This window comes from Kitasatospora sp. NPDC090091 (assembly GCF_044747365.1).
In the GTDB taxonomy this organism is placed as follows: domain Bacteria; phylum Actinomycetota; class Actinomycetes; order Streptomycetales; family Streptomycetaceae; genus Kitasatospora.
Window position 1 is genome coordinate 166,260 of record NZ_JBIVDY010000019.1, and the last position, 19,119, is coordinate 185,378.

Below are 19,119 nucleotides of genomic sequence, written 5' to 3' on the forward strand. Positions count from 1 at the left end.
CCCCGGCACCGTCCAATCTGCGCCACCGGGCGGCCCGAGTCCGGCGGGATTCGGACCTGGCGTTCCCGGCGGTGGAGGGAACCGGGTCCGGCCCGCCGACCGGCCCGCCGAACCGCCCCACGGCCTGCTCAGTCCTCCACCGGGCCGACGTCCAGGCGGGCCGCGCCGTGCAGCGCCTGGCCGTCCTCCCGGGCCTCCTCCAGGCTCCGGGTGAAGGCGTCGATGCGCTCCTGCGGCGGCAGGGACATCAGCCCGGGCGGCCACGTCCCCGGCGGCACCACGATCACGGCCACCTCCTGCCGTTCCTCGGCGGCCGCCAGCCAGCCCGGGGAGGCCACCACCGGGGAGGCCGGTTCCCAGATCTGCCGGCCGCCCACCAGCACCAGGCGGGCCAGCAACGGCCCGCGCACCTCCACCACGGCGGTGGTGTCCGGCGGGTCACCCGCCGCGAGCAGGAATCCGCTGTCCACGACGTTCTCCAGCAGCTCGCCGTGCAGGCGGGGGCCCACCTCGACGATCACCTCCGCGAAGGGCAGCCCGTCCGTGGCCTCGCGCACCGCGAGCGCCCACACCATCGGCGCCCTGGCCGCACCGTCGTCGCCATCACCGACCATGCCCACTCCAACGAGCCGCCCGCCCCGGGGCGGCGGCCCTCGTCGCCGGGGCCCCGGCCGCGGCGCCGCCCGGTCGGAGCGGGCGAGCCGCGTACGGCGGGTGTCCCCGGGAACAACCACTCCGAAGGAACAACCACTCCGGGCGGCGCTGTCATCCACGACGGGCCGGCGGCCCGGGACCGGGCAGCCCGCGCGGTCACGCTCCGTCGCCGACGGAGGCGACCCGGCCACAGCGTGTCGCGGAGCACGCCGGACCGCCCCGCGAGCGAGGCCGTCGGCCCCACCGCCTCCTCTCGCAGGCACGGACCGCCGAGGGCATGATGACCAGCAGGGAGTGCGAGGAGGTGCGGACCATGGACGTCTCGCTGACCACCGACCGGCTCATCGTCCGGAACTGGTCCGTCGACGACGCCGAGCAGGCGCTCGCGATCTACGGCTCGCCGGACGTGGCCCGCTGGCTCACCCCGGTGATGGACCGGGTCGGGGACGTCGCCGCGATGCGGTCCGTCCTCCAGGCCTGGCAGGAGGCGCAGCCGAACCTGCCGACGCCCCGCGGGCGCTGGGCGGTGGAGCGCAAGGAGGACGGCGCGGTCGTCGGCGGTCTCGGGATCCGGCTGCTGCCGCCGTTCGAGGACGATCTGGAGATGAGCTGGCAGCTCGCTCCCGACGCGTGGGGCAAGGGCTACGCGACCGAGGCCGGGCGCGCTCTGATCGCCTGGGCGTTCACCCAGGACGCCGAGGAGCTCTTCGCCGTCGCCCGGCCGACCAACACCCGGGCCATCGCCATGGCGCGGCGGCTCGGCATGGAATGGGTCGGCGAGACCACCAAGTACTACGGCCTCAACCTCCAGGTCTACCGCATCCGCCCGAGCGACCTGGTCTCCTGACCCCGGCCGGCTCACCCCCGCGCACAACCTCCCCGTCCCCGCCCGCGCCGGAATTCCCCGGGAGGCCGGGGACTGCGCCTCGCCCGACGCGGCGTCATATCTGCGGTACTGCCCCTGAGTCACCGCAGCCCCCCCTCCCGGCGCTTCCCGAACCGGGCCACCGAGGCCTGGGCGAGGCCGGGTCTCCCAGAGTGGCACGGACCCACCGGGCGGCCCCGGGTCAGGGGGCGGCGAGGAGGGCGGCGGCGGCTGTGCGGGCGTGGGCGGCCGGGGCGGGGGTGCCGGTGATGGCGGCGGTGACGATGGCCCCCTCGGCGAGGAGGTGGACCGGGTCGGCCACCGGCAGTCCGGTGGCGCGGACCCAGAGTGCTATCTGGTCGTGGAACGCCTGCTTGTGCGAACGGACTTCGGCCAGGACCGCCTCGGAGGACGGGGCGAGTTCGCCAAAGGCGTTGATCCAGGCGCAGCCGCGGAAGCCGGGCTCCGCGAACCACCCGGCGAGCCAGTCGAAGACCGCGAGCACCCGCTCGCGCGGATCGCCGAACTGCTCGACATGGGCGGCCAGTTGCCCACGCCACCGCTCGTCGCGACGCCGGAGCACCGCCACCACGAGGTCCTCCTTCGCCGCAAACAGCCGGTAAATGCGCTTCAGCGGCAGGCCGGAGGCCGCACGGACCTCGTCCATGCCGACGGCCTGGATGCCCTTCTCGTAGTAGAGCCGCTCCGCGGCGTCGAGCAGGGCCGTGCGGTCCAGGCGGGTCTGCTCCTCGGTGATCGGGGCCGGCATGCGGGACTCCTTGACGTCGAGAACGATCGTTTCCTATCGTAGGCGCAAGCGATGGAGAACGTACGTTCTCAACATGAGGAGGCCGTCATGACCGAAGCCCGCCCGCCCTATCCGCCGTTCACGCGCGAGACCGCCCTGCAGAAGGTGCAGGCCGCCGAGGACGCCTGGAACTCCCGCGATCCCGAGCGGGTCGCCCTCGCCTACACGCCGGACTCGGCCTGGCGGAACCGGGACACCTTCGTCAACGGGCGCGAGGAGATCGTCGCGTTCCTGACGCGCAAGTGGGAGCGCGAACTGGACTACGCGCTGCGCAAGAGCCTCTGGAGCTTCGAGGGGGACCGGATCGCCGTCCGCTTCCAGTACGAGTGGCACGACGCGGACGGCCGGTGGTGGCGCAGCTACGGCAACGAGCTGTGGGAGTTCGACGAGGACGGCCTGATGCGGCGCCGCGAGGCGAGCATCAACGACGTCGCCATCACCGAGGCGGAGCGCCGCATCCACGACCCCCGGCCGGCGGACGAGTTCGGGGTGGACTTCCCGCTCCGGTAGCCCGCACGGAGGGGTGGGCAGAGGGGCCGGCGCAGGAGCGGACCGGTCAGGCCTTCGGCCAGGCGCGCAGCAGGGCGTCCAGGGCGTCCAGGATGCGCGACCAGGTGTCCTCGGTGTCGCGCGGGGTGTGCTGGAAGCTCCCCGCGCGCTCCAGGGCCACGTAGCCGTGGAAGGTGCTGCCGAGCAGGCGGACGGCGTCGGTCTCGTCCGGCTCCGCGAGGTCGTAGCCGCGCAGGATCGCGCGCGTCATCTGCGAGTGCCGCACGCCCGCACTGGCGCGCGCCACCTCCGGGTCGAGCCGGAGCTGCGCGGCGGCGTAGCGGCCGGGGTGTTCGCGGGCGTAGTCGCGGTAGGCGTCGGCGAAGGCGGTCAGGGCGTCCTTGCCGGCACGCCCGGCCAGGGCGGCGGCGACGCGGTCGGCGAGTTCCTCCAGCGCGAGCAGGGCGATCCTGGTCTTGAGGTCCTGCGAGTTCTTGACGTGCGAGTAGAGGCTCGCGTCCTTGACGCCGAAGCGCCGCGCCAGCGCGGAGACCGTCACCTTGTCGAAGCCGACCTCGTCGGCCAGCTCCGCCCCCGCCCTGGTCAGTCGCTCCGCGTTCAGCCCTACCCGTGCCATGCCCTTCCCTTCGATCGCCCGAGGTCATAATACATTTGCCTAATGCTCCTAGGTAATTTACGTTGCGTCCTATGAAGATCCTGACCGAGCAAGAGATCCGTTCCGCCTTCGTGAACTGCACCAAGGGCGAGGCGACGCGCCTGCACGTCCCCCGCGATCTCGCCGAACGCCCTTGGGAGGACCTGGACTTCCTCGGCTGGCGCGATCCGCAGGCCCCCGACCGCGGCTACCTCGCGACCGAGCTGGACGGCCGTACGGTGGCGGTCGCGCTGCGCTCCTCCGGCGCCGCCGCCTGGCAGGCCCGGCGCAGCATCTGCTCGCTCTGCGTGACCACCCACACCGGGGGCGTCTCGCTGCTGGTCGCACCCCGGGCCGGGAAGGCCGGCAAGCAGGGCAACTCCGTCGGCGCGTACATCTGCTCCGACCTCGCCTGCTCGCTCTACGTGCGCGGCAAGCGGGAGGTCGGCACCCGGTTGCACGAGTCGCTCACCGTCGAGGAGAAGATCCGGCGCACGGAGGCCAACCTCGCCGCCTTCGTCGCCCGGGTCACCGCGTGACCGGCGCCGGCGCCGGCGCCGCAGCAAGGCAGGCGCCGCAACGGCGTGCGCTCCGCCGCCCGAGGGGGCGGCGGAGCGCGGGTGGGTGGTACGGCCGGATCGGCCAGGCCATGTCCTAGAAGGTGAGGTTCCAGGCGTCGACGGTGCCGACGTCGCCCGAGGCACCGTCCTTGACCCGGAGCTTCCAGGTGCCGTTCGCCGCGCTCGCCGAGGCGTTCACGGTGTACGTCTTGGCGACGTCGTCGGCACTGTCGCCGTTCGCGAAGTCCTCCAGGAGGTAGACCGCACCGTCGGGGGCGACCAGCGAGATCACCAGGTCACCGCGGTAGGTGTGCTTGATGTCCACGCCGACCTTGAGGGTGGCGGAGGCGTTGCCGGTCACGCCGGTGACGGCGATCGGGCTCTCCACGGTGGCGTTGTCGGTGATCGCCACGTCGGTGAGGTTCTCGAAGTACTTGCCGGTCGGGGGGATGCTCCCGCCGACCGCCTTCAGCGCGTCGACCTGCCCCTCGCCGAAGAAGCCGTTGTTCGCGGTGGTGCCGGTGCAACGGCTGTCCGAGGGGCAGGCCAGGTCGTTGGCCTGGGCGGCCAGCTTGGCCCGGATGTCGGCCGGGGTGAACGTCGGGTTGGCGCCGGCGATCAGCGCGGCCACGCCGGTGACGTGCGGGGACGCCATCGAAGTGCCGCTCTTGGAGCCGTACTTGCCGCCGGGCAGGGTGGAGTAGACGCCGGTCGCGCCGTCTCCGCCCGGGGCCGCGACGTCGATGACGCCCCGGCCGAAGTTGGAGTAGGACGCCTTGCCGCTGCCGCTGCCCGTGGCAGCGACCGTCACCACGCCGGGCAGCTCGGTCGGGATGTCGATGCAGGCGTTGGTGATGGTCCGGGTGACCGGGGTGGAGTCGTTGGGGCTCTCCGAGTCGGTCGTCTTGTTCGCCAGGTCGTAGTTGGAGTTGCCGGCGGCGGCGACCTGCAGCGAGCCCTTGCCCTCGGCGTACTCCTGGGCGCGCTTGACGCCCTCGATGATGGCCGCCTGGTCGAGGTTGTCGGGGCAGTTGAACTGCCACGGGTCGGTGTAGTAGCTGTTGTTGGTCACCTTGAAGCCGTGGTCGCCGGCCCAGACGAAGCCGCAGACGGTGTTCTCGGCGTAGAACAGCGTGGAGCTCGGCTCGGCGATCCGGACCGAGGCGATCTTCACGCCGGGGGCCACGCCGACGACGCCCTTGCCGTTCTTGGCGGCGGCGATGGTGCCGGCGACGTGTGTGCCGTGGGTGTCGACGTCGCGCCAGGCGCCGGCCCGGGTGTCGGCCTTGCCGTAGGCGCAGGAGGCGGAGTCGGCGGCGTCGAAGTTCGGCGCGAGGTCCTGGTGCTGGTCGTCCACGCCGGTGTCCAGCACGCCGACCTTGACGGAGGGCGAACCGGTGCTCACGGCCCAGGCCTGGTCGGCCTTGATCTGGGTCATGTCCCAGCGGTTGGACTCGGTGAGGGTGGTCGCCGCCTGGGCGGGGTTGGCCGGCAGGGCAGGGGCATAGGCGTCGGCCGGCACGTCGGAGGTGCGGGTCGCGCCGACCTTCTGGACACCCGCGACGCCGCGCAGCGCGGTGGCGAACGAGGCCGAGGTCGAGTGGGCGACGACGACGCCGATGGCATCGTAACTCGCAAAGACGGTACCGCCGTTGGCGGTCACGGCGGCCTTCGCGGCGGCGGTGTCGGCGGGGGCGCTGATGACCAGGTAGGAGCGGGTCCCGGCGGCCCAGCCGGCCGCGGCGCGCGCGACCGGGGCGGCCGGGGCGGCGGCGGGGGTGCCGGGGACCCGGTCGGCACCGGCCGCGAGGGCGGGGGTGGTGCCGGTGGGGGCGGCGGCCGCCGCGGTGGCGAGGGTGGCGGGGGCGGCGAGCGCCATCGCCGAGAGCGCGGCGAGAGCGGCGGCCGGGCGGCCCAGCCGCCGGGATATCAGGGGTGACAAGTGCGTCCTCCGATCGGCCCGCGTGTGAGGGGATCACGCAGGTGTTGAACGCAACATGCCAGAACCGTGCACACTTGGGGAAGGCTTTACGCATGACGGCTTGTCACAACAATGTCAACTTTTGATGTCATGACGATCAGCCACCCGTTTCGCGTACCGACCGCCACCGGGCGCGCACCGAACGCCACCGCCGGGACCGCCGGAACCCCCGGCCGGGGCCCGGACCGGCCCCCGGCCGGCCGGGCCCCGCGCTCACCCCTCCAGGTGCTCCACCAGCACGTCCAGCACCGCGCGGCGCTGCTCCGCCAGGTAGAAGTGACCGCCCGGGAAGACCCGCATGTCGAAGCCGCCGGTGGTGTGCCCGGCCCAGTCCTGGACCTCCTCCAGGCTGGCGCGCGGGTCCGCATCACCGGTCAACGCGGTGATCGGCTGCGGCACCACGGCGTCCGGCCCGCACCTGTAGGTCTCGATCGCGGCGTGGTCGGCGCGAAGTGACGGCAGGACGAGCGCCCGCAGCTCCGGGTCGTCCAGCACGCGCTGGTCGGTGCCGCCGAGCGCGGCCACCCGCCCGAGCAGTTCCTCGTCCGACAGCTTGTGCACGGCCTCCTCCCGCGGCCGGGAGGGCGCCCGGCTGCCGGAGACGAACAGGCGGACCGGCGCGGGCCCGCCGCCGGCGGCGAACCGGCGGGCCACCTCGAAGGCGACCGCCGCGCCCATGCTGTGCCCGAAGAGCGTCAGCGGCCGGTCGGCCCACGGCAGCAGCGCCCGGTGGATGTCGTCGGCCAGCTCGGCGACCGAGTCCACGACCGGCTCGTGGTAGCGGTTCTGCCGGCCCGGGTACTGGACGGCGAGCACGTCGGCGTACGGCGACAGCTCGGCGGCCCAGTCGAAGAAGTACGTCGCCGTGCCGCCGGCGTGCGGGAAGAGGACGAGTCGCGCGGGCGCGGTGTCGGCGGGGTGGAAGCGGCGGAACCAGGAGCTCGTGGTGGCGGTGCTGCCGGGCATGCGAAGCGGCCTTTCTGCGAACGGGGATCTGTTGATCACTTCCTCCCCAGTCTCCCCTCCGCCCACTCCCACCGCTGCAGCCCCTCCTGACTGTCCGTCCGAACCGGGCCGGGCCGGGCGGGCCGAACCGGGCCGGGCCGGGCCGGGCCGGGCCGGGCCGAACCGGGTCGGCTACCGCTCGGCGGGCGGCGGTCCGAAGCGGGCTGCGGCGGCCCGCGAGCGGGAGACGTGGTCGAGCAGCAGGACGGAGGCCGCCTCGGGGGTGGGGCTCGGAGCCCCGCCCCGGGCGTGCCGGGTCAGCCCGGCGATCAGGCGGTCGAGCCCGCGGCGGTGCCGGGCGAAGGCCCGGCGCGGGGCCCAGCGGCCCCGCTCGCGCTGCCCGGCGAGGGCGGTGGCGGCGCCCACGTCCAGCAGCACGAGGTGCAGGACGCGGCCCTGGCGGGCGGCCTCGCGGGCGAGCCAGCGGCGCATCCAGGCCCGGCTGCCGCAGTCGTGCACCAGCAGCGGTCCGCCCCGGCGGACCGAGGCGCGCAGCAGGCGGAAGTGCTCCAGCCGCGCCCACGGCCGGTAGACGGCGTACGGCAGGGCCGCCGGCATCAGCGCCTCGCAGGCCTCGTGGACGGCCCGGGGGTCGACCGTGGCGGCCGTAGGGGCCTGCGCCGACCAGCGGCGCAGCAGGGTGCTCTTGCCGCTGCCGGGGAGGCCGGAGACGACCACGACGGCGTCCGGCGGGTAGTGGACGGCGAAGGCGGCCCCCGTCTCGCCCCGGAGGTCGACCAGACCCTGCGGTTCCATCGCTGCCTGCGCCCCCTGCCGTCCCGCGGTCTGCCCGCCCGGCGCGGTCGGCGTGGTCGGCCTGTTCATCGTGCTCACTTTCCCCGTCTGTGCCCGAGCCGGAACCTTAACAACACCGGCCCGCCTCCCGGCGTGCCCGGACCCGCGGGGCGCGTCTGCGGACGCCCCGCGGGTGAACCACCCCGCACCCGGCGTCGACGCCCGTTACGGATGTGATGGACTGTCAGGCGATTCGGACGGACGGGTACCGGCGGAGGACGGGACGTGACGGGGACGCTGGTGGCGGGAGCGGGCGCCGGGCCCGGGGTGGCGACGTACACCGCCATGGTGCTGGACGGGCTGGCCCGCGCACCGGAGCGGGTGGCGATCCGCCACGGGGAGCGGGCGGTGACCGCCCGGGAATGCCTGGAGACGGTGTACCGGCTGGCCCGTGCGCTGGCCTCGGCCGGGCTGGGGCGCGGTGACGGCGTCACGCTGCTGGCCGGGAACACCCCCGAGGCGCTGCTGGTGCGGCCGGCCGCGAACCTGATCGGCTGCCGGGTCGCGGTGCTGCACGCCGACCGCCCGGTGGCGGACGGGGTCGCCCTCGCCGAGGACGCGCGGACGGCGGCGCTCGTCTTCGACCCGGCCCGCGGCACCGACGCGGCGCGCCGGATCGCCGCCGCGCTGCCGGAGGCGCTGGTCCTGGCGCTCGGTCCGAGCGCGTTCGGCACCGACCTGCTGGAGCTGGCCGCCCCGCTCTCCCCCGCCCCGCCGGCCCCCGCGTACCGGCCGGACGACGTGATGGCGGTGCGCTTCACCGCCGGTTCGACCGGCCGGCCCAAGGGCGTCCAGCGCCGCTTCGCCCGCCCGCCGCGACCCGAGCTGATCGCCGCGTCCACCTTCCTGCTCTGCACCGCGCTCGGCCACGGCGGCGGCACCACGGCCGATCTGGCGCTGGCGGCGGGCGGCACCGTCGTCCTGCAGGACGGGTTCTCGGCCGGGGCGGTGCTGGAGGCGATCGAGCGGTACCGGGTGTCGCGGGTCTACCTGCCGCCGCACCTGCTGTACCAGGTCCTCGACCACCCCGCGCTGTCCGGCACCGACACCGGGAGCCTGCGCCGCGTCACCTACACCGGGTGCGCGGCGGCGCCTGAGCGCCTGGCCGAGGCCACCCGCCGGCTGGGCCGGGTGATGCACCAGACCTACAGCCTGACGGAGGCCGGTCCGGTGACCCGGCTGACGCCGGACGAGCACCTGGATCCGCGGCTGCTCCGCACCGCCGGGCGGCCCCTGCCGGACACCGAGGTGCGGATCGTGGACGAGGAGGGCGCTCCGCTCCCGGTGGGCGCGCTCGGCGAGATCTGCGTCCGGACGCCGACGGCGATGACGGGCTACTGGCGGGACCCGGAGCTGACCGCGCGGGTGCTGCGGGACGGCTGGCTGCACACCGGCGACCTGGGCAGCCTGGACCGGTCCGGCTACCTGACGGTGGCCGGGCGCCGGGACGCGATGGCCATCGTCGACGCGCACAACATCTACCCGCAGGACGTCGAGCAGCCGCTGCTGGCGCACCCGGCGGTGCGGGAGGCGGTGATGTTCGCGACCACCGGCCGGGACCGGCTGGAGCGGGTGCATGCCGCGGTGACCACCGCGCCCGGGGCGCCGGTGACGGAGCGGCAGCTGCACCGGTGGATGCAGGAGCGCGGCGGTCCGCTCTGCGATCCGACGACGATCCTGGTGCTCCCGGAGCTGCCGCTGGCCGAGACGGGGAAGCCGGACCTCGCGGCGCTGCGGGCCCTGCTGCCGGAGGACGGGTCGGGGTCGGGCGCCGGGGCGGAGTCTGGGTCGCGCGCGTAGGCCGGCGTGCGGACAACCCAGGGGGCGTACGAAGGAAGGCGGCGCACGCCCGGACGCCTCCGGCGCCCGCGTGCGCGCCCGACTGCGCGGCGGGCGTCCGACGAAACCGTCCGTGTCCGCTCGACCTCCCGGGCCGACGTGCCGATACCCCTCTCGCACCGTCCGTCCCCCCAGGAGGAACCTTCCGTGACCTGGCTCCGCGTCCTGACCGCGCTCGGCATCCTCGCCGTGGCGGCCAGCGCCCTGCTCGTCTTCGCCCTCTGCACGGCCGCCGCCCGCGGGGACCGCACCGCCCGGGGCGACGGCGGCGACGCGGCCGACGGGGAGGACGGCAGAGGCCGGGGCGGCGCGCAGGACACCCTGCGCGGGGACGCCGAGCGCAGCGGCCTGTTCCGCCGCCCCGGCGAGAGCTGAGCGGCCTTCCGCCGGCCACCCCGCCCTTGCGACGTCAGTGACCGGGGATGTCGTCCGGGCGGACCTCGATGTGGTCGGCGGCCAGGTCCACCGCGACCCGGTGCTCCATCCCGAGCGCCTCCAGGAACTTCACCGGCAGCTGCACCCGGCCGGTCCGGTCAAGCATCACGTACTCGCGCTCGTTGACCGACTCCTCGCCGTGTTCGTCCGTCACCGTCCGGCGCAGCACCTCGCTGCTGGTGCGCCCGTCGCGGATGGCCACCGTGCGGCGCACCTCGCCCGCCACCATCGGGTCGTGGGTCACGATGACGACGGTGGCGCCGAGTTCGCGGTTGACGGTGCGGAACGCCTCGAAGATCGCCGCGCCGGTTTCCGAGTCGAGCTCGCCGGTGGGCTCGTCGGCGAGCAGCACCGGCGGGTTGTTGGCCATCGCGACGGCGATGGCCACACGCTGCTGCTGGCCGCCGGACATCTCGCGCGGGCGCCGGTGAGCGAGGTCGCCGATCTCCAGCGCCTCCAGCAGCTCGGCCACCCGGGCGGCCTTCTGCCTGGTGCCGAGTCCGGCCCTGCGGCCGCGCAGCTGCATCGGCAGGGCGATGTTCTCGGCGGCTGTCAGGAACGGCAGCAGGTTCCGCGCGGTCTGCTGCCAGATGAAGCCGACGACCTCGCGCCGGTAGCGCAGCCGGTCGCGGGCCGACATCTCCAGCAGGTCGCGGCCGGCGACGGTGGCGGTGCCGGCGGTCGGCACGTCGAGCCCGGCCAGGATGGTGAGCAGGGTGGACTTGCCGCTGCCGGAGGCGCCCACCAGGGCCACCAGGTCACCCTGCTGGATGGTCAGCTCCAGGCCCTGGAGCGCCTGCACCTCGATGCCCTCGGTGGAGAAGATGCGCACCAGGCGGTCGCAGACGATCGCCGCGTCCCCGCCGGGGGCCTTGGGCCGGGCGGCGGCGAGCGCGCGCTCCTGGAGCTCCTGGAGGGTGGGGGCCGGCTCGGCCGTCCGGCTCAGGGGGAGGCTGTTCAACGCTGGTCTCCTGTCGCCGCTGCGCCGGGGCGCTCCTGTGGCCGCGGTCGCCGCGGGCCGATTCGCTTGCCGTCCGCCCGGCCGTGCGGCCGGGCCCGTCCACTGTCCGTCAACGCTGGTCCCCCACCCGCAGTTCGGTGGCGATGTGCCGCCGTCCGGCGATCAGTGCCTCGGCGAGCACGCCGACGGTGATCAGGGCCACCAGTCCGAGCACCTGGCGCAGCACCGGCAGCACCGCGGGCTGCAGCCCGGGCGGGACCTCCGCGCCGACCAGCACCGAGAGGTCGAACGCCGGGCCGAGCAGGGCGGTCGCCGCCAGTGCCACCAGTCCGCCGCCGACGGCGGCGACGAGGGTCTGCGGCACGGTCTCGGCGAGGATCAGCGCCAGGCCCTGCCGGGGGCGCAGGCCCATGGTGCGCAGCCGGGCGAGCAGGGCGGCGCGCTCGGGCGCGGTCCGGACCAGCGTCAGCAGGACGGCGAGCAGCGCGAACCCGGCGGCGCCGATCACGGCGGCCCAGAACAGCCGGCCGGCCGAGCGCTGGAGCGGGTCGGCGGCGAACTCGGCGGCCAGGGTGGCGCTGGTGCGCACCTGGAAGCCGTTCGGCACGGCGTCGGCCTCGGCCGCGCCGTCGGCGGAAGTGGGCGCGGAGGCGGGTGCGGACGTGGAGGCGGACGCGGAGGCCGAAGTGCCGGGCGCGGAGGCCGCCCCGGAGGCGGGCGACGGCTCCACCCCGGTCGCCACCGGGGGAAGCACCGCCCCGGGGTGCTCGCCGAAGGCGACCCGCCAGGCCACCGGCGGCGCCAGCTCCCGCACCAGCCGCTTCAGCTGCCTCTCGTCGATGTCACCCACCGCGAACCAGAGGTTCGGCTGCCCGAGTTCGGAGCGCTGCGCGACCGCGGGCCCGGACGGCAGCACGACGAACTTGCGGTCGTCGCCGACCAGCGCGGGCGTGGCACCGATCCGGCCGGCGACCGCGGCCTTGAGCTCCCAGCCGTTGGGCAGCCGCAGCCGGTAGCCGTCGCCGCCGAGCTGCTTGCCCAGCGCGTTGCTGAAGAGCGCGGGCAGCGGCGCGTCGGGGCCGCCCGCGCCGCCGGCGAGGAGGGCCGGGTCGAACGCGCCGCGGCCGACGCTCCTGGAGAGCTCGGCGTAGGCCTGCGGGTCGACGACCAGGGCGCTGACCCGGACCGGCCCGGCGTCGCTGCCGAGCAGGAAGACCTCGCTCTCCCACCAGACGCTGGTGGCGAGCCGGACGCCGGGCATCGCGGCGGCGGCCTGGGTGAACTGCGTCGGCAGCGAGACGCCGGTGGGGGTGCCCACGGCCGCGTCGCCGCCGACGACGCTCCGGGCGGCGCGCAGCCGGGCGCCGTCGACCGCGTCCAGCACGGTGGCGCCGAAGCCCGCCGTGGTGACGGCGAGGGTCATCGCGAGCAGGGGCAGCAGCGAGGGCCGGGCCCGGCCGCCGGAGCCGCGGGCGGCGCGGGCGGCGCGGGCCAGGCCGAGGAAGCCGATCAGGCCGGGGCGCCGGCCGGCCACCCGGGCGAGTGCCCCGACCACGACCGGCTGGAGCCGGGCGAGCACGAGGCCGCCGGTGGCGGCGAGCAGCAGCGGGGCCGCCACGAGCAGCAGGTCCAGGCCCTGGCCGTCCGGCGCGACGCCGCGCCGGCGGACCTCCAGCACCGCCGCGGCGGTGGCGACCAGCACCAGGAGCTCCCCGACCAGCCGGCGTCCGCCGTTCCTCCGTCGCGGCTTGGACCAGAACGTCGCCGCGCGGACCGGGAAGCCCAGCAGGGCGACCAGGGTGACGGCGAGCGCGGCCAGCACGGCCTCCGTCCAGCGCGGGGTCTCCACCAGCTTGAGGGCGAGTGCGGTCGCCACCGCGGCGGCGGGGAGCACGGTCACCGCGCCCTCGCCGAGCAGGCGCAGCAGGACGCCGCCGCGGGAGCCGCCGCGGGCCTGGAGCAGTCGCAGTTCGGCGGTGCGCCGGTCGGTGGCGAGGCCGGCGGCCAGGAAGAGCACCAGGGCGCCGACCCCGGCCAGGCCGGCCGGGCCGATCGCGGCGAGCGGCGCTGCGGCGTTCTGCCGGGCGGTGGCCTGCTTGAACGCCGTGGGCAGCTGGGAGGTGATGCTCAGGTCGTCCCGGCCGGTGTGGGCGGCCAGTGCGACGGCCGTGGGGCCGCTCAGGTAGCCGGCGATCTCCCTGCCCGTCTCGGGCAGGCTGCGGGCGTGCAGGGCGCCGGAGTCGACGGGCAGCCGCCAGAAGTCGGTGGTGTGGACGCCCCACTCGGCGATCCGGTCCAGCGCCCCGGCGGCGACGACGCCGTCGGCCACGAGGGTGACGTGCGGGTTGCCCTGCGCGCAGGCGCGGTCGAGGCAGCCCGCGTCGGCCCAGTACGGGTCGTGCGGGTCGTTGACGGTGTAGAGGCCGACCACCTTCGCCCGGACCGTGTCCCCGCCCTCCTCGCCGCCGAGCAGGACGTCGCCGAGGCGAATGCCGATGCTGTCGGCCGCGTTCCTGCTGAGCGCGACCGGGATCGGGCCGTCCTGGCCTCCGGCGTCGGCCGGCCAGCCGCCCGCCACCACGGTGGCCCGGTCGGTGATCCCGTGCAGGTACATCAGGCCGACCTTCGGCGGGACGCCGTCGGGGCGGGCGTAGCCGTGGTTGGCGAGCGGGCGGGGCTTGTCGCCGCGTGCCCCGTACACCGGGCCGGGCTCGCCGTAGTGGAACGTGATGCCGGGGCGGGCGGCGAGCCTGCGGGCGACCTCGTCGAGGTCGGCGGCGTCGTTGCGGTGGGCGGCGGTGGCCACCAGGCTGTTCCAGGAAGGCCCGCGGTCCTGGAGGAAGCGGTGCAGCGCGTCGTCCGTCCCCCGGTCGAGGGCGCGCGGGAAGGCCGCGGCGAGGAGGACGGTGCCGAACGCGAGCGCCGCCACGAGCAGGGCGGCGAGCCGCCCCGACCGCAGCCGGGTGCGGACCCAGGGTGCGGGCCGGTGGACGGCCGTCGGCCGGGCCCCGGCGGGGCGGGGGGTGCGGGTGTCGGCCGGGGTGGTCACATCTCCTCCACGTGCCGCAGCCGGGCGGCCACGTCTCGACGGCTGCGTCCGATCAGGAAGGCCGACAGCAGGGGTACGACGGCGACCGCGGCCGTGAGCAGCAGCGACCAGCCGAGCGGCAGGTCGACCAGGACCTCGGGGACCGGCCGGCGGGCCGCCGGGGTGAGCACCAGGAGCGGCACGATCAGGCGGACGATCAGGGCGCCGAGGCCGAGGCCGACGAGGCTGCCCAGCAGGACCAGGACGGCCTGCTCGGCGACGGCCGTGCGGAGCAGCCACCGCCTGGGGGTGCCGAGGGCGAGCAGCACGGTGAACTCGGCGGCGCGCTCGCGGGCGGAGGCCGCGGCGGCCGCGGCGAAGCCGATGGCCGCCAGCACGGTGCTGGCCAGGGCGATGGCGGCGAGCGCGCCCTGCGGGGCGGCGCTGAGCGGGTCGGCGAGCAGGCCGTCGGCGACCTCGGAGTCGAGCAGCAGCTGCTGTCCGCCGGGGGTGTCGCGCAGCGCGGCCGCCGCTCGGGCGGGCACCGGATCGTCCGGCCCGGTGGCGGGCAGCCACCACTCGGTGACGGCGGGCAGCTGGCGGCCGCCGGTGGCGAGCAGGCGTCCGGTGGCGGCGAGGTCGACGACCAGGGCGGTGCTGCCGGCGACCGGCACCGAGTCGACCACGCCGGTGATCCGGACCTTCAGGCCGTTGGCGCCGAGCGTCACCTGGACGGTGTCGCCGACGGCCGCGCCGAGGCCCGCGAGGTAGGCACGGGTGGCGAGGCCGGGCAGCACGGCCGGGGTCTCCGGGCCGGCGGGCACCAGGACGGCCTGACGGACGCCGGTGCTCCCGGGCGCGTAACGGAGCCCGAGCAGGCGTCCGGGCCGGTCCGGCAGGACCTCGGAGCCGGAGCCGGCCTCGCCGGGGGCGGTGCTGGTCCTCCAGGTCAGGCCGGCCGGGGCCGGGACGGCGGTGGCCGGCCCGGTCGCGCTGTCGGCGACCGCGATCCCCCGGACGCTCAACTCCCCGACGAGGGGCGGTCCCTGTTCCGTCCCGAGGGCGAGGACCAGGCCGGCGAGGGTGAGCGGTGCGGCTGGGGTGCCGACCGGGGCGCCGGCGACGGCGGCGAGGTCGGCGGTGGCCACAGCGCTGCCGCGGGCGGGGACGCCGGTCAGCGGGACGCGGAAGGTGTCGCCGAAGCGGTCCCGCAGCAGGACCCAGGCCTGCGGCGGGAGGCCGCCCGCCGCCGACGGCTCGTTGCCGAGGTCGAGGTCGATCCGGGCGGGCGTGCCCGGCAACGGCACGCCGCCCTGGGCCCCGGCGGGGGCGGCCCCGGCGGGCGCGGGTGTGGCCCCGGCGGGCGCGGCGGGCACGGGCCCGGCCACGGGTGCGGCGAGCGGGGCGTAGAGGTCCCGGCGGTTCTGCCCGCCGAGCAGGTCGGGGCGGACCGGGACGCGGGCGGCGAAGCCCGCGGCGTCGAGGGCCAGCACCTGGGCGGGGGAACCGTCCGCCAGGGAGTGCTCCTGGCGGATCACGGGGATCAGCCGGTCGCCCCCGGGCAGTGCGCCGTACCGGCCGGCCTGGCCCATCGCGGGCAGCTGCGACCCGGTGATCCGCAGGCCGCCGGCGGTGGCGAAGGCCGCCTGGTCGTGCTGGGAGGCGGACCAGGTGCTCTGCTGGCCGAGCGCCAGCACGCCGGTGGAGACCGCGAGGACCAGCAGCAGCACCGGGCCGGCGGCCCGGCCGGGGCGGCGGGCGAGCTGCCAGCCGGCCAGGGCGGGCACCAGGCCGCGGCCGCGGGCGGCGATCCGGCCGCCGAGGCGGGCGGCGAGCGGGAGCAGACGCAGCACCAGCAGGGTGCCGGCGCCGAGCGCCAGGGTGGGGGCGGCGATCAGGACCGGGTCGAGGCTCAGCCGGCCGTCCGCGTCCGCCGACAGTCCGCCCTCGTAGTGGGCCAGTTGGTAGTAGGCGAGGACGGCGAGGCCGACCACCGCGAGGTCGGCGCCGGAGCGCGCCGCGCCGGCGACCAGCGCCTGGCGCCGGCCCGCACGGCGCAGTACCGCGCCGCCGGCCCCGCGCACCAGGGTCGGCGCGGTGGTGAGGAGGACGCAGGCGAGCGCGCAGACGGCGGCGATCGGCCAGAGCGTCCAGTTCGGCCCGGTGTCGAGCGGCACCCGGGCCAGCGGTCCCCGGCGGGCGAGCACGCCGAGCAACAGCGGTGTGCAGAGCGGCGCGAGGAGCGCGGCGGGCAGGGCGAGCAGCAGCGACTCGGTGGCGGAGAAGACGCCGAGGCGGGCTCCGGAGGCGCCGCGCGCGGCCAGCAGGGCGTTCTCGCCCTCCTGCCGGGCGGCCATCAGGTGGACCACCAGCAGCAGCACGGCGGCGGCCAGGACGGCGAGTTGGAGGGCGCCGATCAGCAGGGTGGAGCGAGCGACCAGGGCGCTGGACTCCACCTCCTGGAGGATCACCGGGAGTTCGGTCCGGACCTGCAGCCCGGTCGCCCCGGTGAGGCCGCTCGCGAGGCCGGGGGCGCGGTCCCGGACGGCCGCGGCCTCGGAGTCGCCGATGCCGGCGAAATCGGCGCCGAGCAGCCAGCCGCGGCCGCTCTGCGGGACGGCGGCGGTGGTGAAGGCGGAGTCGTCGACCAGCAGCGGGCCGTAGGTGGTGAAGCCGCCGGTCTGGATCTCCCGGCCGCCCAGGGTGTCGAGCCGCCAGTAGGTGTCGGCGGGGTCCTCGGCGCGGTAGACGCCGGTGATGCGGACGGTGAGCGTCCGGCCGTCGAGGCGGTCGTCTAGCCGGACCTCGGCGGGCAGGGCCCCGGCGTCGAGGCCGAGCCGGGCCAGCGTGGTCTGCGGGACGGCGACCTCGACGGGCGCCGGGGAAGCCGTTCCCCGGGCGGGGCTGCCCTGGGCCGCGGCCTGGACGGCCGTGGGCCAGGCACCGGCCAGCAGGCGGACGCGGCCGCGGTCGAGGGAGGCGAGCAGCGTGAGGTCCGCGGCCTTCGCGCCGGCGGCGGTGCCGGCGAGTGCGCCGGTGGCCGCACCGGTGCCTGCTCCGGCGGGTCCCGCGGCCGGAAGGCCGTACGAGCGGCTACGGGCGACGGTGTCGGTCCGCACGGCGAGGCCGCCGAAGAGGCCGCTGCCGTAGGCGGTGACCGCCGCGTCGTCGGCCGACCGCTTGTCGAGACCGTGCTCGCCGGTCACCAGCACGGTGGTCCGGGCGTGGCCACCCCCCTGCAGGGACTGGCGCAGCCCGGCCTCCCCGACCGTGCGGTTGAACGCCACCAGCGCGGTGAGCACCGCCGTGGTGATCAGCACGGTGAGCAGAACGGCACCGGCCAGCGGCAGTCGCCCGCGCAGCCGGCGCACGACGAAGCCGAGCATCCCGTTCCTCCCCCTGACGAATCGCCCCGGCTTCCGCGCGGCGGCCCGACCGACCCAAACAGGGTCCGGCCGGGGATGAGCGCCCGTCGCGAGCCGGAGTGATGATCACCGGCACTTGATCACCGGATAGCGGACGATGCTGTCAGATTCGTACTCGGAACGGAAGGGACTTGCGCGAATCATGTAACTGGTGAGCAAATTCTTCCCATTGAGCACGCGCGCCCATATGACAGGCCATCAAGAAAGCCATGAACACGTCACGGAATTCACGTTCATGACGGCCCGCACGGCAGGCCGAGGGTGCCGCTCCGACCACAAAACCGTAGAACCGCAGAACCGCGCAGAACCGACAGACAGCCAGGGGGACGCCGCATGACACAGCAACCGGTCGGCACCGTGACCACGTCCACGACCGCGCCGATGGTGGCCGTCACCGACCTCCGCCACAGCTTCGGCACCGGCGAGCGGGCCGTGCACGCGCTGCGCGGCGTCTCCTTCTCCATCGGCCGGGGTGAACTGACAGCGCTGAAGGGCCGGTCGGGCTCCGGCAAGACCACCCTGCTCAACCTGGTCGGCGGCCTGGACAACCCGACCGCCGGCACCATCGCGCTGGACGGCACCGAGCTGGCCGGTCTGGACGAGGAGGCCCGGCTGGCGATGCGCCGGGACCGGATCGGCTTCGTGTTCCAGTCCTTCGGCCTGATCCCCGTCCTCACCGCGGCCGAGAACGTCGGCGTGCCGATGCGGCTGCGCAAGGTCCCGAGCGCCCGGCGCGAGGAGCGGGCCCGCACCCTGCTGGCCCTGGTCGGACTCGCCGACCACGCCGACCAGCGCCCCGGCGAGCTCTCCGGCGGGCAGCAGCAGCGCGTCGCCATCGCCCGCGCCCTGGCCAACGAGCCCGATCTGATCATCGCCGACGAGCCCACCGGCCAGCTCGACTCCGAGACCGGCCGCGCGATCATGCAGCTGCTGCGTGCGGTGGTCCGCAGCGAGGGCGTCACCGCGCTGGTCGCCACCCACGACCCCACCCTGATGGAGCTCGCCGACCGGGTGATCGAGCTCCAGGACGGCCGCATCGTCGAGGCGGCCTCCTGACCGACCCGGACGGGCAGGCCCCACTGCCCGAACGGGCAGCCCCCCGGACGCCCGGACACCCGGACACCCGCCGAGAGGTCGCCGGGCACGCCGTCCTGCCCGGCGTCAGAGCGCCTTGAGTGCGGCCTCGCACTCGCGGCAGCGCCTGGTCCGCTGCGAGGGCGGGTACCACGGGTCCCCCGGCGCGGCCGGCCGGTAGGGCTCCCGTTCCAGGTCCCGGGTGTCGATCCCGCAGAAGGTGACCGGCCCCGGGTCCTCCGGCACGTCCGGATCGGGCGGCGCCGCGTGCACCCACCGGATCCGGGCCCCCACGTCGACCTCGCCCGCGTCCAGCACCTCGGTCGACGGCTCCAGCTCGACCAGCACGATCACTCCGCTCATACCTCGACCCTGCGCCCGGACGGCGGCCGCCGCATCCCAGCCCCGCCCGGCGCGGGGGGGGGGGGGGGGGGGGGGGGGGGGGGGGGGGGCGGGGGGGCGGGGGGGGCGGCCCCCCCCCCCCCCCCGGGGTGAAGGCGCTGTAGAGCACCGGCAGGCCGACCAGGGCGCGCGACCAGGGCGAC

At 75.9% G+C, this 19,119-nt stretch carries 16 protein-coding genes; 6 read left to right on the top strand and 10 right to left on the bottom strand.

Features of this window, described 5'->3' with window-relative positions; genetic code table 11:
• Window positions 1-128 precede the first annotated feature (128 nt).
• The gene (locus tag ACIPSC_RS29555) at window positions 129-614 is read right to left on the bottom strand and encodes a hypothetical protein (protein WP_400829702.1); all 486 of its coding nucleotides are present in this window, start codon (window positions 612-614) and stop codon (window positions 129-131) included.
• 317 nt (window positions 615-931) lie between these two features.
• Between ACIPSC_RS29555 and ACIPSC_RS29560 the strand changes: the two genes are divergently transcribed.
• Window positions 932-1,501, top strand: coding sequence for a GNAT family N-acetyltransferase (locus ACIPSC_RS29560; RefSeq protein ID WP_400829704.1), 570 nt, complete (start codon window positions 932-934; stop codon window positions 1,499-1,501).
• 220 nt (window positions 1,502-1,721) lie between these two features.
• On the opposite strand, the gene ACIPSC_RS29565 is transcribed toward ACIPSC_RS29560, so the two are convergent.
• Window positions 1,722-2,288: a TetR/AcrR family transcriptional regulator gene (locus tag ACIPSC_RS29565; protein ID WP_400829709.1), complete on the bottom strand. Its 567-nt coding sequence runs from the start codon at window positions 2,286-2,288 to the stop codon at window positions 1,722-1,724.
• 87 nt (window positions 2,289-2,375) lie between these two features.
• Between ACIPSC_RS29565 and ACIPSC_RS29570 the strand changes: the two genes are divergently transcribed.
• Window positions 2,376-2,837 carry a nuclear transport factor 2 family protein gene (locus tag ACIPSC_RS29570; RefSeq protein WP_400829712.1) on the top strand — a complete coding sequence of 154 codons (462 nt, stop codon included), beginning with the start codon at window positions 2,376-2,378 and terminating at the stop codon, window positions 2,835-2,837.
• 46 nt (window positions 2,838-2,883) lie between these two features.
• On the opposite strand, the gene ACIPSC_RS29575 is transcribed toward ACIPSC_RS29570, so the two are convergent.
• On the bottom strand, window positions 2,884-3,453 hold the full coding sequence (locus ACIPSC_RS29575) for a TetR/AcrR family transcriptional regulator (protein WP_400829716.1): 570 nt from the start codon (window positions 3,451-3,453) through the stop codon (window positions 2,884-2,886).
• 71 nt (window positions 3,454-3,524) lie between these two features.
• Between ACIPSC_RS29575 and ACIPSC_RS29580 the strand changes: the two genes are divergently transcribed.
• Window positions 3,525-4,010, top strand: coding sequence for an FBP domain-containing protein (locus ACIPSC_RS29580; protein WP_400829719.1), 486 nt, complete (start codon window positions 3,525-3,527; stop codon window positions 4,008-4,010).
• A 115-nt stretch (window positions 4,011-4,125) separates the two neighbouring features.
• Here the strand turns inward: ACIPSC_RS29580 and ACIPSC_RS29585 are convergent, their stop codons facing one another.
• The 3 genes from ACIPSC_RS29585 to ACIPSC_RS29595 form a co-directional block, all read right to left on the bottom strand.
• The gene (locus ACIPSC_RS29585) at window positions 4,126-5,910 is read right to left on the bottom strand and encodes a S8 family serine peptidase (protein WP_400829788.1); all 1,785 of its coding nucleotides are present in this window, start codon (window positions 5,908-5,910) and stop codon (window positions 4,126-4,128) included.
• Window positions 5,911-6,225: 315 nt separating this feature from the next.
• On the bottom strand, window positions 6,226-6,978 hold the full coding sequence (locus tag ACIPSC_RS29590; RefSeq protein WP_400829722.1) for a thioesterase II family protein: 753 nt from the start codon (window positions 6,976-6,978) through the stop codon (window positions 6,226-6,228).
• 171 nt (window positions 6,979-7,149) lie between these two features.
• A complete protein-coding gene (locus tag ACIPSC_RS29595) occupies window positions 7,150-7,842 on the bottom strand; it encodes an AAA family ATPase (protein ID WP_400829724.1) in 693 nt (230 codons plus the stop codon).
• A 195-nt stretch (window positions 7,843-8,037) separates the two neighbouring features.
• Between ACIPSC_RS29595 and ACIPSC_RS29600 the strand changes: the two genes are divergently transcribed.
• Both ACIPSC_RS29600 and ACIPSC_RS29605 read left to right on the top strand, forming a co-directional pair.
• Window positions 8,038-9,612, top strand: a complete 1,575-nt coding sequence (locus tag ACIPSC_RS29600; protein WP_400829727.1) for an AMP-binding protein — start codon at window positions 8,038-8,040, stop codon at window positions 9,610-9,612.
• A 186-nt stretch (window positions 9,613-9,798) separates the two neighbouring features.
• On the top strand, window positions 9,799-10,026 hold the full coding sequence (locus ACIPSC_RS29605) for a hypothetical protein (RefSeq protein WP_400829730.1): 228 nt from the start codon (window positions 9,799-9,801) through the stop codon (window positions 10,024-10,026).
• Between the two features lie 34 nt (window positions 10,027-10,060).
• Here the strand turns inward: ACIPSC_RS29605 and ACIPSC_RS29610 are convergent, their stop codons facing one another.
• The 3 genes from ACIPSC_RS29610 to ACIPSC_RS29620 form a co-directional block, all read right to left on the bottom strand.
• A complete protein-coding gene (locus ACIPSC_RS29610; RefSeq protein ID WP_400829732.1) occupies window positions 10,061-11,047 on the bottom strand; it encodes an ABC transporter ATP-binding protein in 987 nt (328 codons plus the stop codon).
• A gap of 109 nt (window positions 11,048-11,156) precedes the next feature.
• On the bottom strand, window positions 11,157-14,096 hold the full coding sequence (locus tag ACIPSC_RS29615; RefSeq protein ID WP_400829735.1) for a hypothetical protein: 2,940 nt from the start codon (window positions 14,094-14,096) through the stop codon (window positions 11,157-11,159).
• Window positions 14,093-17,461 carry an FtsX-like permease family protein gene (locus ACIPSC_RS29620; RefSeq protein WP_400829737.1) on the bottom strand — a complete coding sequence of 1,123 codons (3,369 nt, stop codon included), beginning with the start codon at window positions 17,459-17,461 and terminating at the stop codon, window positions 14,093-14,095. Before ACIPSC_RS29620 ends, ACIPSC_RS29615 begins: the two co-directional genes overlap by 4 nt.
• Window positions 17,462-17,833: 372 nt before the next feature.
• Here ACIPSC_RS29620 and ACIPSC_RS29625 point away from each other — a divergent pair, with 372 nt between their 5' ends.
• Entirely contained in the window at window positions 17,834-18,556 is a 723-nt protein-coding gene (locus ACIPSC_RS29625; protein ID WP_400829739.1) for an ABC transporter ATP-binding protein, read from the top strand.
• 105 nt (window positions 18,557-18,661) lie between these two features.
• Here ACIPSC_RS29625 and ACIPSC_RS29630 read toward each other — a convergent pair whose 3' ends face one another.
• A complete protein-coding gene (locus ACIPSC_RS29630; protein WP_400829741.1) occupies window positions 18,662-18,937 on the bottom strand; it encodes a hypothetical protein in 276 nt (91 codons plus the stop codon).
• Between the last annotated feature and the right edge of the window lie 182 nt (window positions 18,938-19,119).

Bases quoted from the DNA above. Each gene is read 5' to 3' on its own strand.
- ACIPSC_RS29555 (WP_400829702.1), bottom strand. From the start codon at position 614: ATGGTCGGTGATGGCGACGACGGTGCGGCCAGGGCGCCGATGGTGTGG.
- ACIPSC_RS29560 (WP_400829704.1), top strand. From the start codon at position 932: ATGATGACCAGCAGGGAGTGCGAGGAGGTGCGGACCATGGACGTCTCG.
- ACIPSC_RS29565 (WP_400829709.1), bottom strand. From the start codon at position 2,288: ATGCCGGCCCCGATCACCGAGGAGCAGACCCGCCTGGACCGCACGGCC.
- ACIPSC_RS29570 (WP_400829712.1), top strand. From the start codon at position 2,376: ATGACCGAAGCCCGCCCGCCCTATCCGCCGTTCACGCGCGAGACCGCC.
- ACIPSC_RS29575 (WP_400829716.1), bottom strand. From the start codon at position 3,453: ATGGCACGGGTAGGGCTGAACGCGGAGCGACTGACCAGGGCGGGGGCG.
- ACIPSC_RS29580 (WP_400829719.1), top strand. From the start codon at position 3,525: ATGAAGATCCTGACCGAGCAAGAGATCCGTTCCGCCTTCGTGAACTGC.
- ACIPSC_RS29585 (WP_400829788.1), bottom strand. From the start codon at position 5,910: ATGGCGCTCGCCGCCCCCGCCACCCTCGCCACCGCGGCGGCCGCCGCC.
- ACIPSC_RS29590 (WP_400829722.1), bottom strand. From the start codon at position 6,978: ATGCCCGGCAGCACCGCCACCACGAGCTCCTGGTTCCGCCGCTTCCAC.
- ACIPSC_RS29595 (WP_400829724.1), bottom strand. From the start codon at position 7,842: ATGAACAGGCCGACCACGCCGACCGCGCCGGGCGGGCAGACCGCGGGA.
- ACIPSC_RS29620 (WP_400829737.1), bottom strand. From the start codon at position 17,461: ATGCTCGGCTTCGTCGTGCGCCGGCTGCGCGGGCGACTGCCGCTGGCC.
- ACIPSC_RS29625 (WP_400829739.1), top strand. From the start codon at position 17,834: ATGACACAGCAACCGGTCGGCACCGTGACCACGTCCACGACCGCGCCG.
- ACIPSC_RS29630 (WP_400829741.1), bottom strand. From the start codon at position 18,937: ATGAGCGGAGTGATCGTGCTGGTCGAGCTGGAGCCGTCGACCGAGGTG.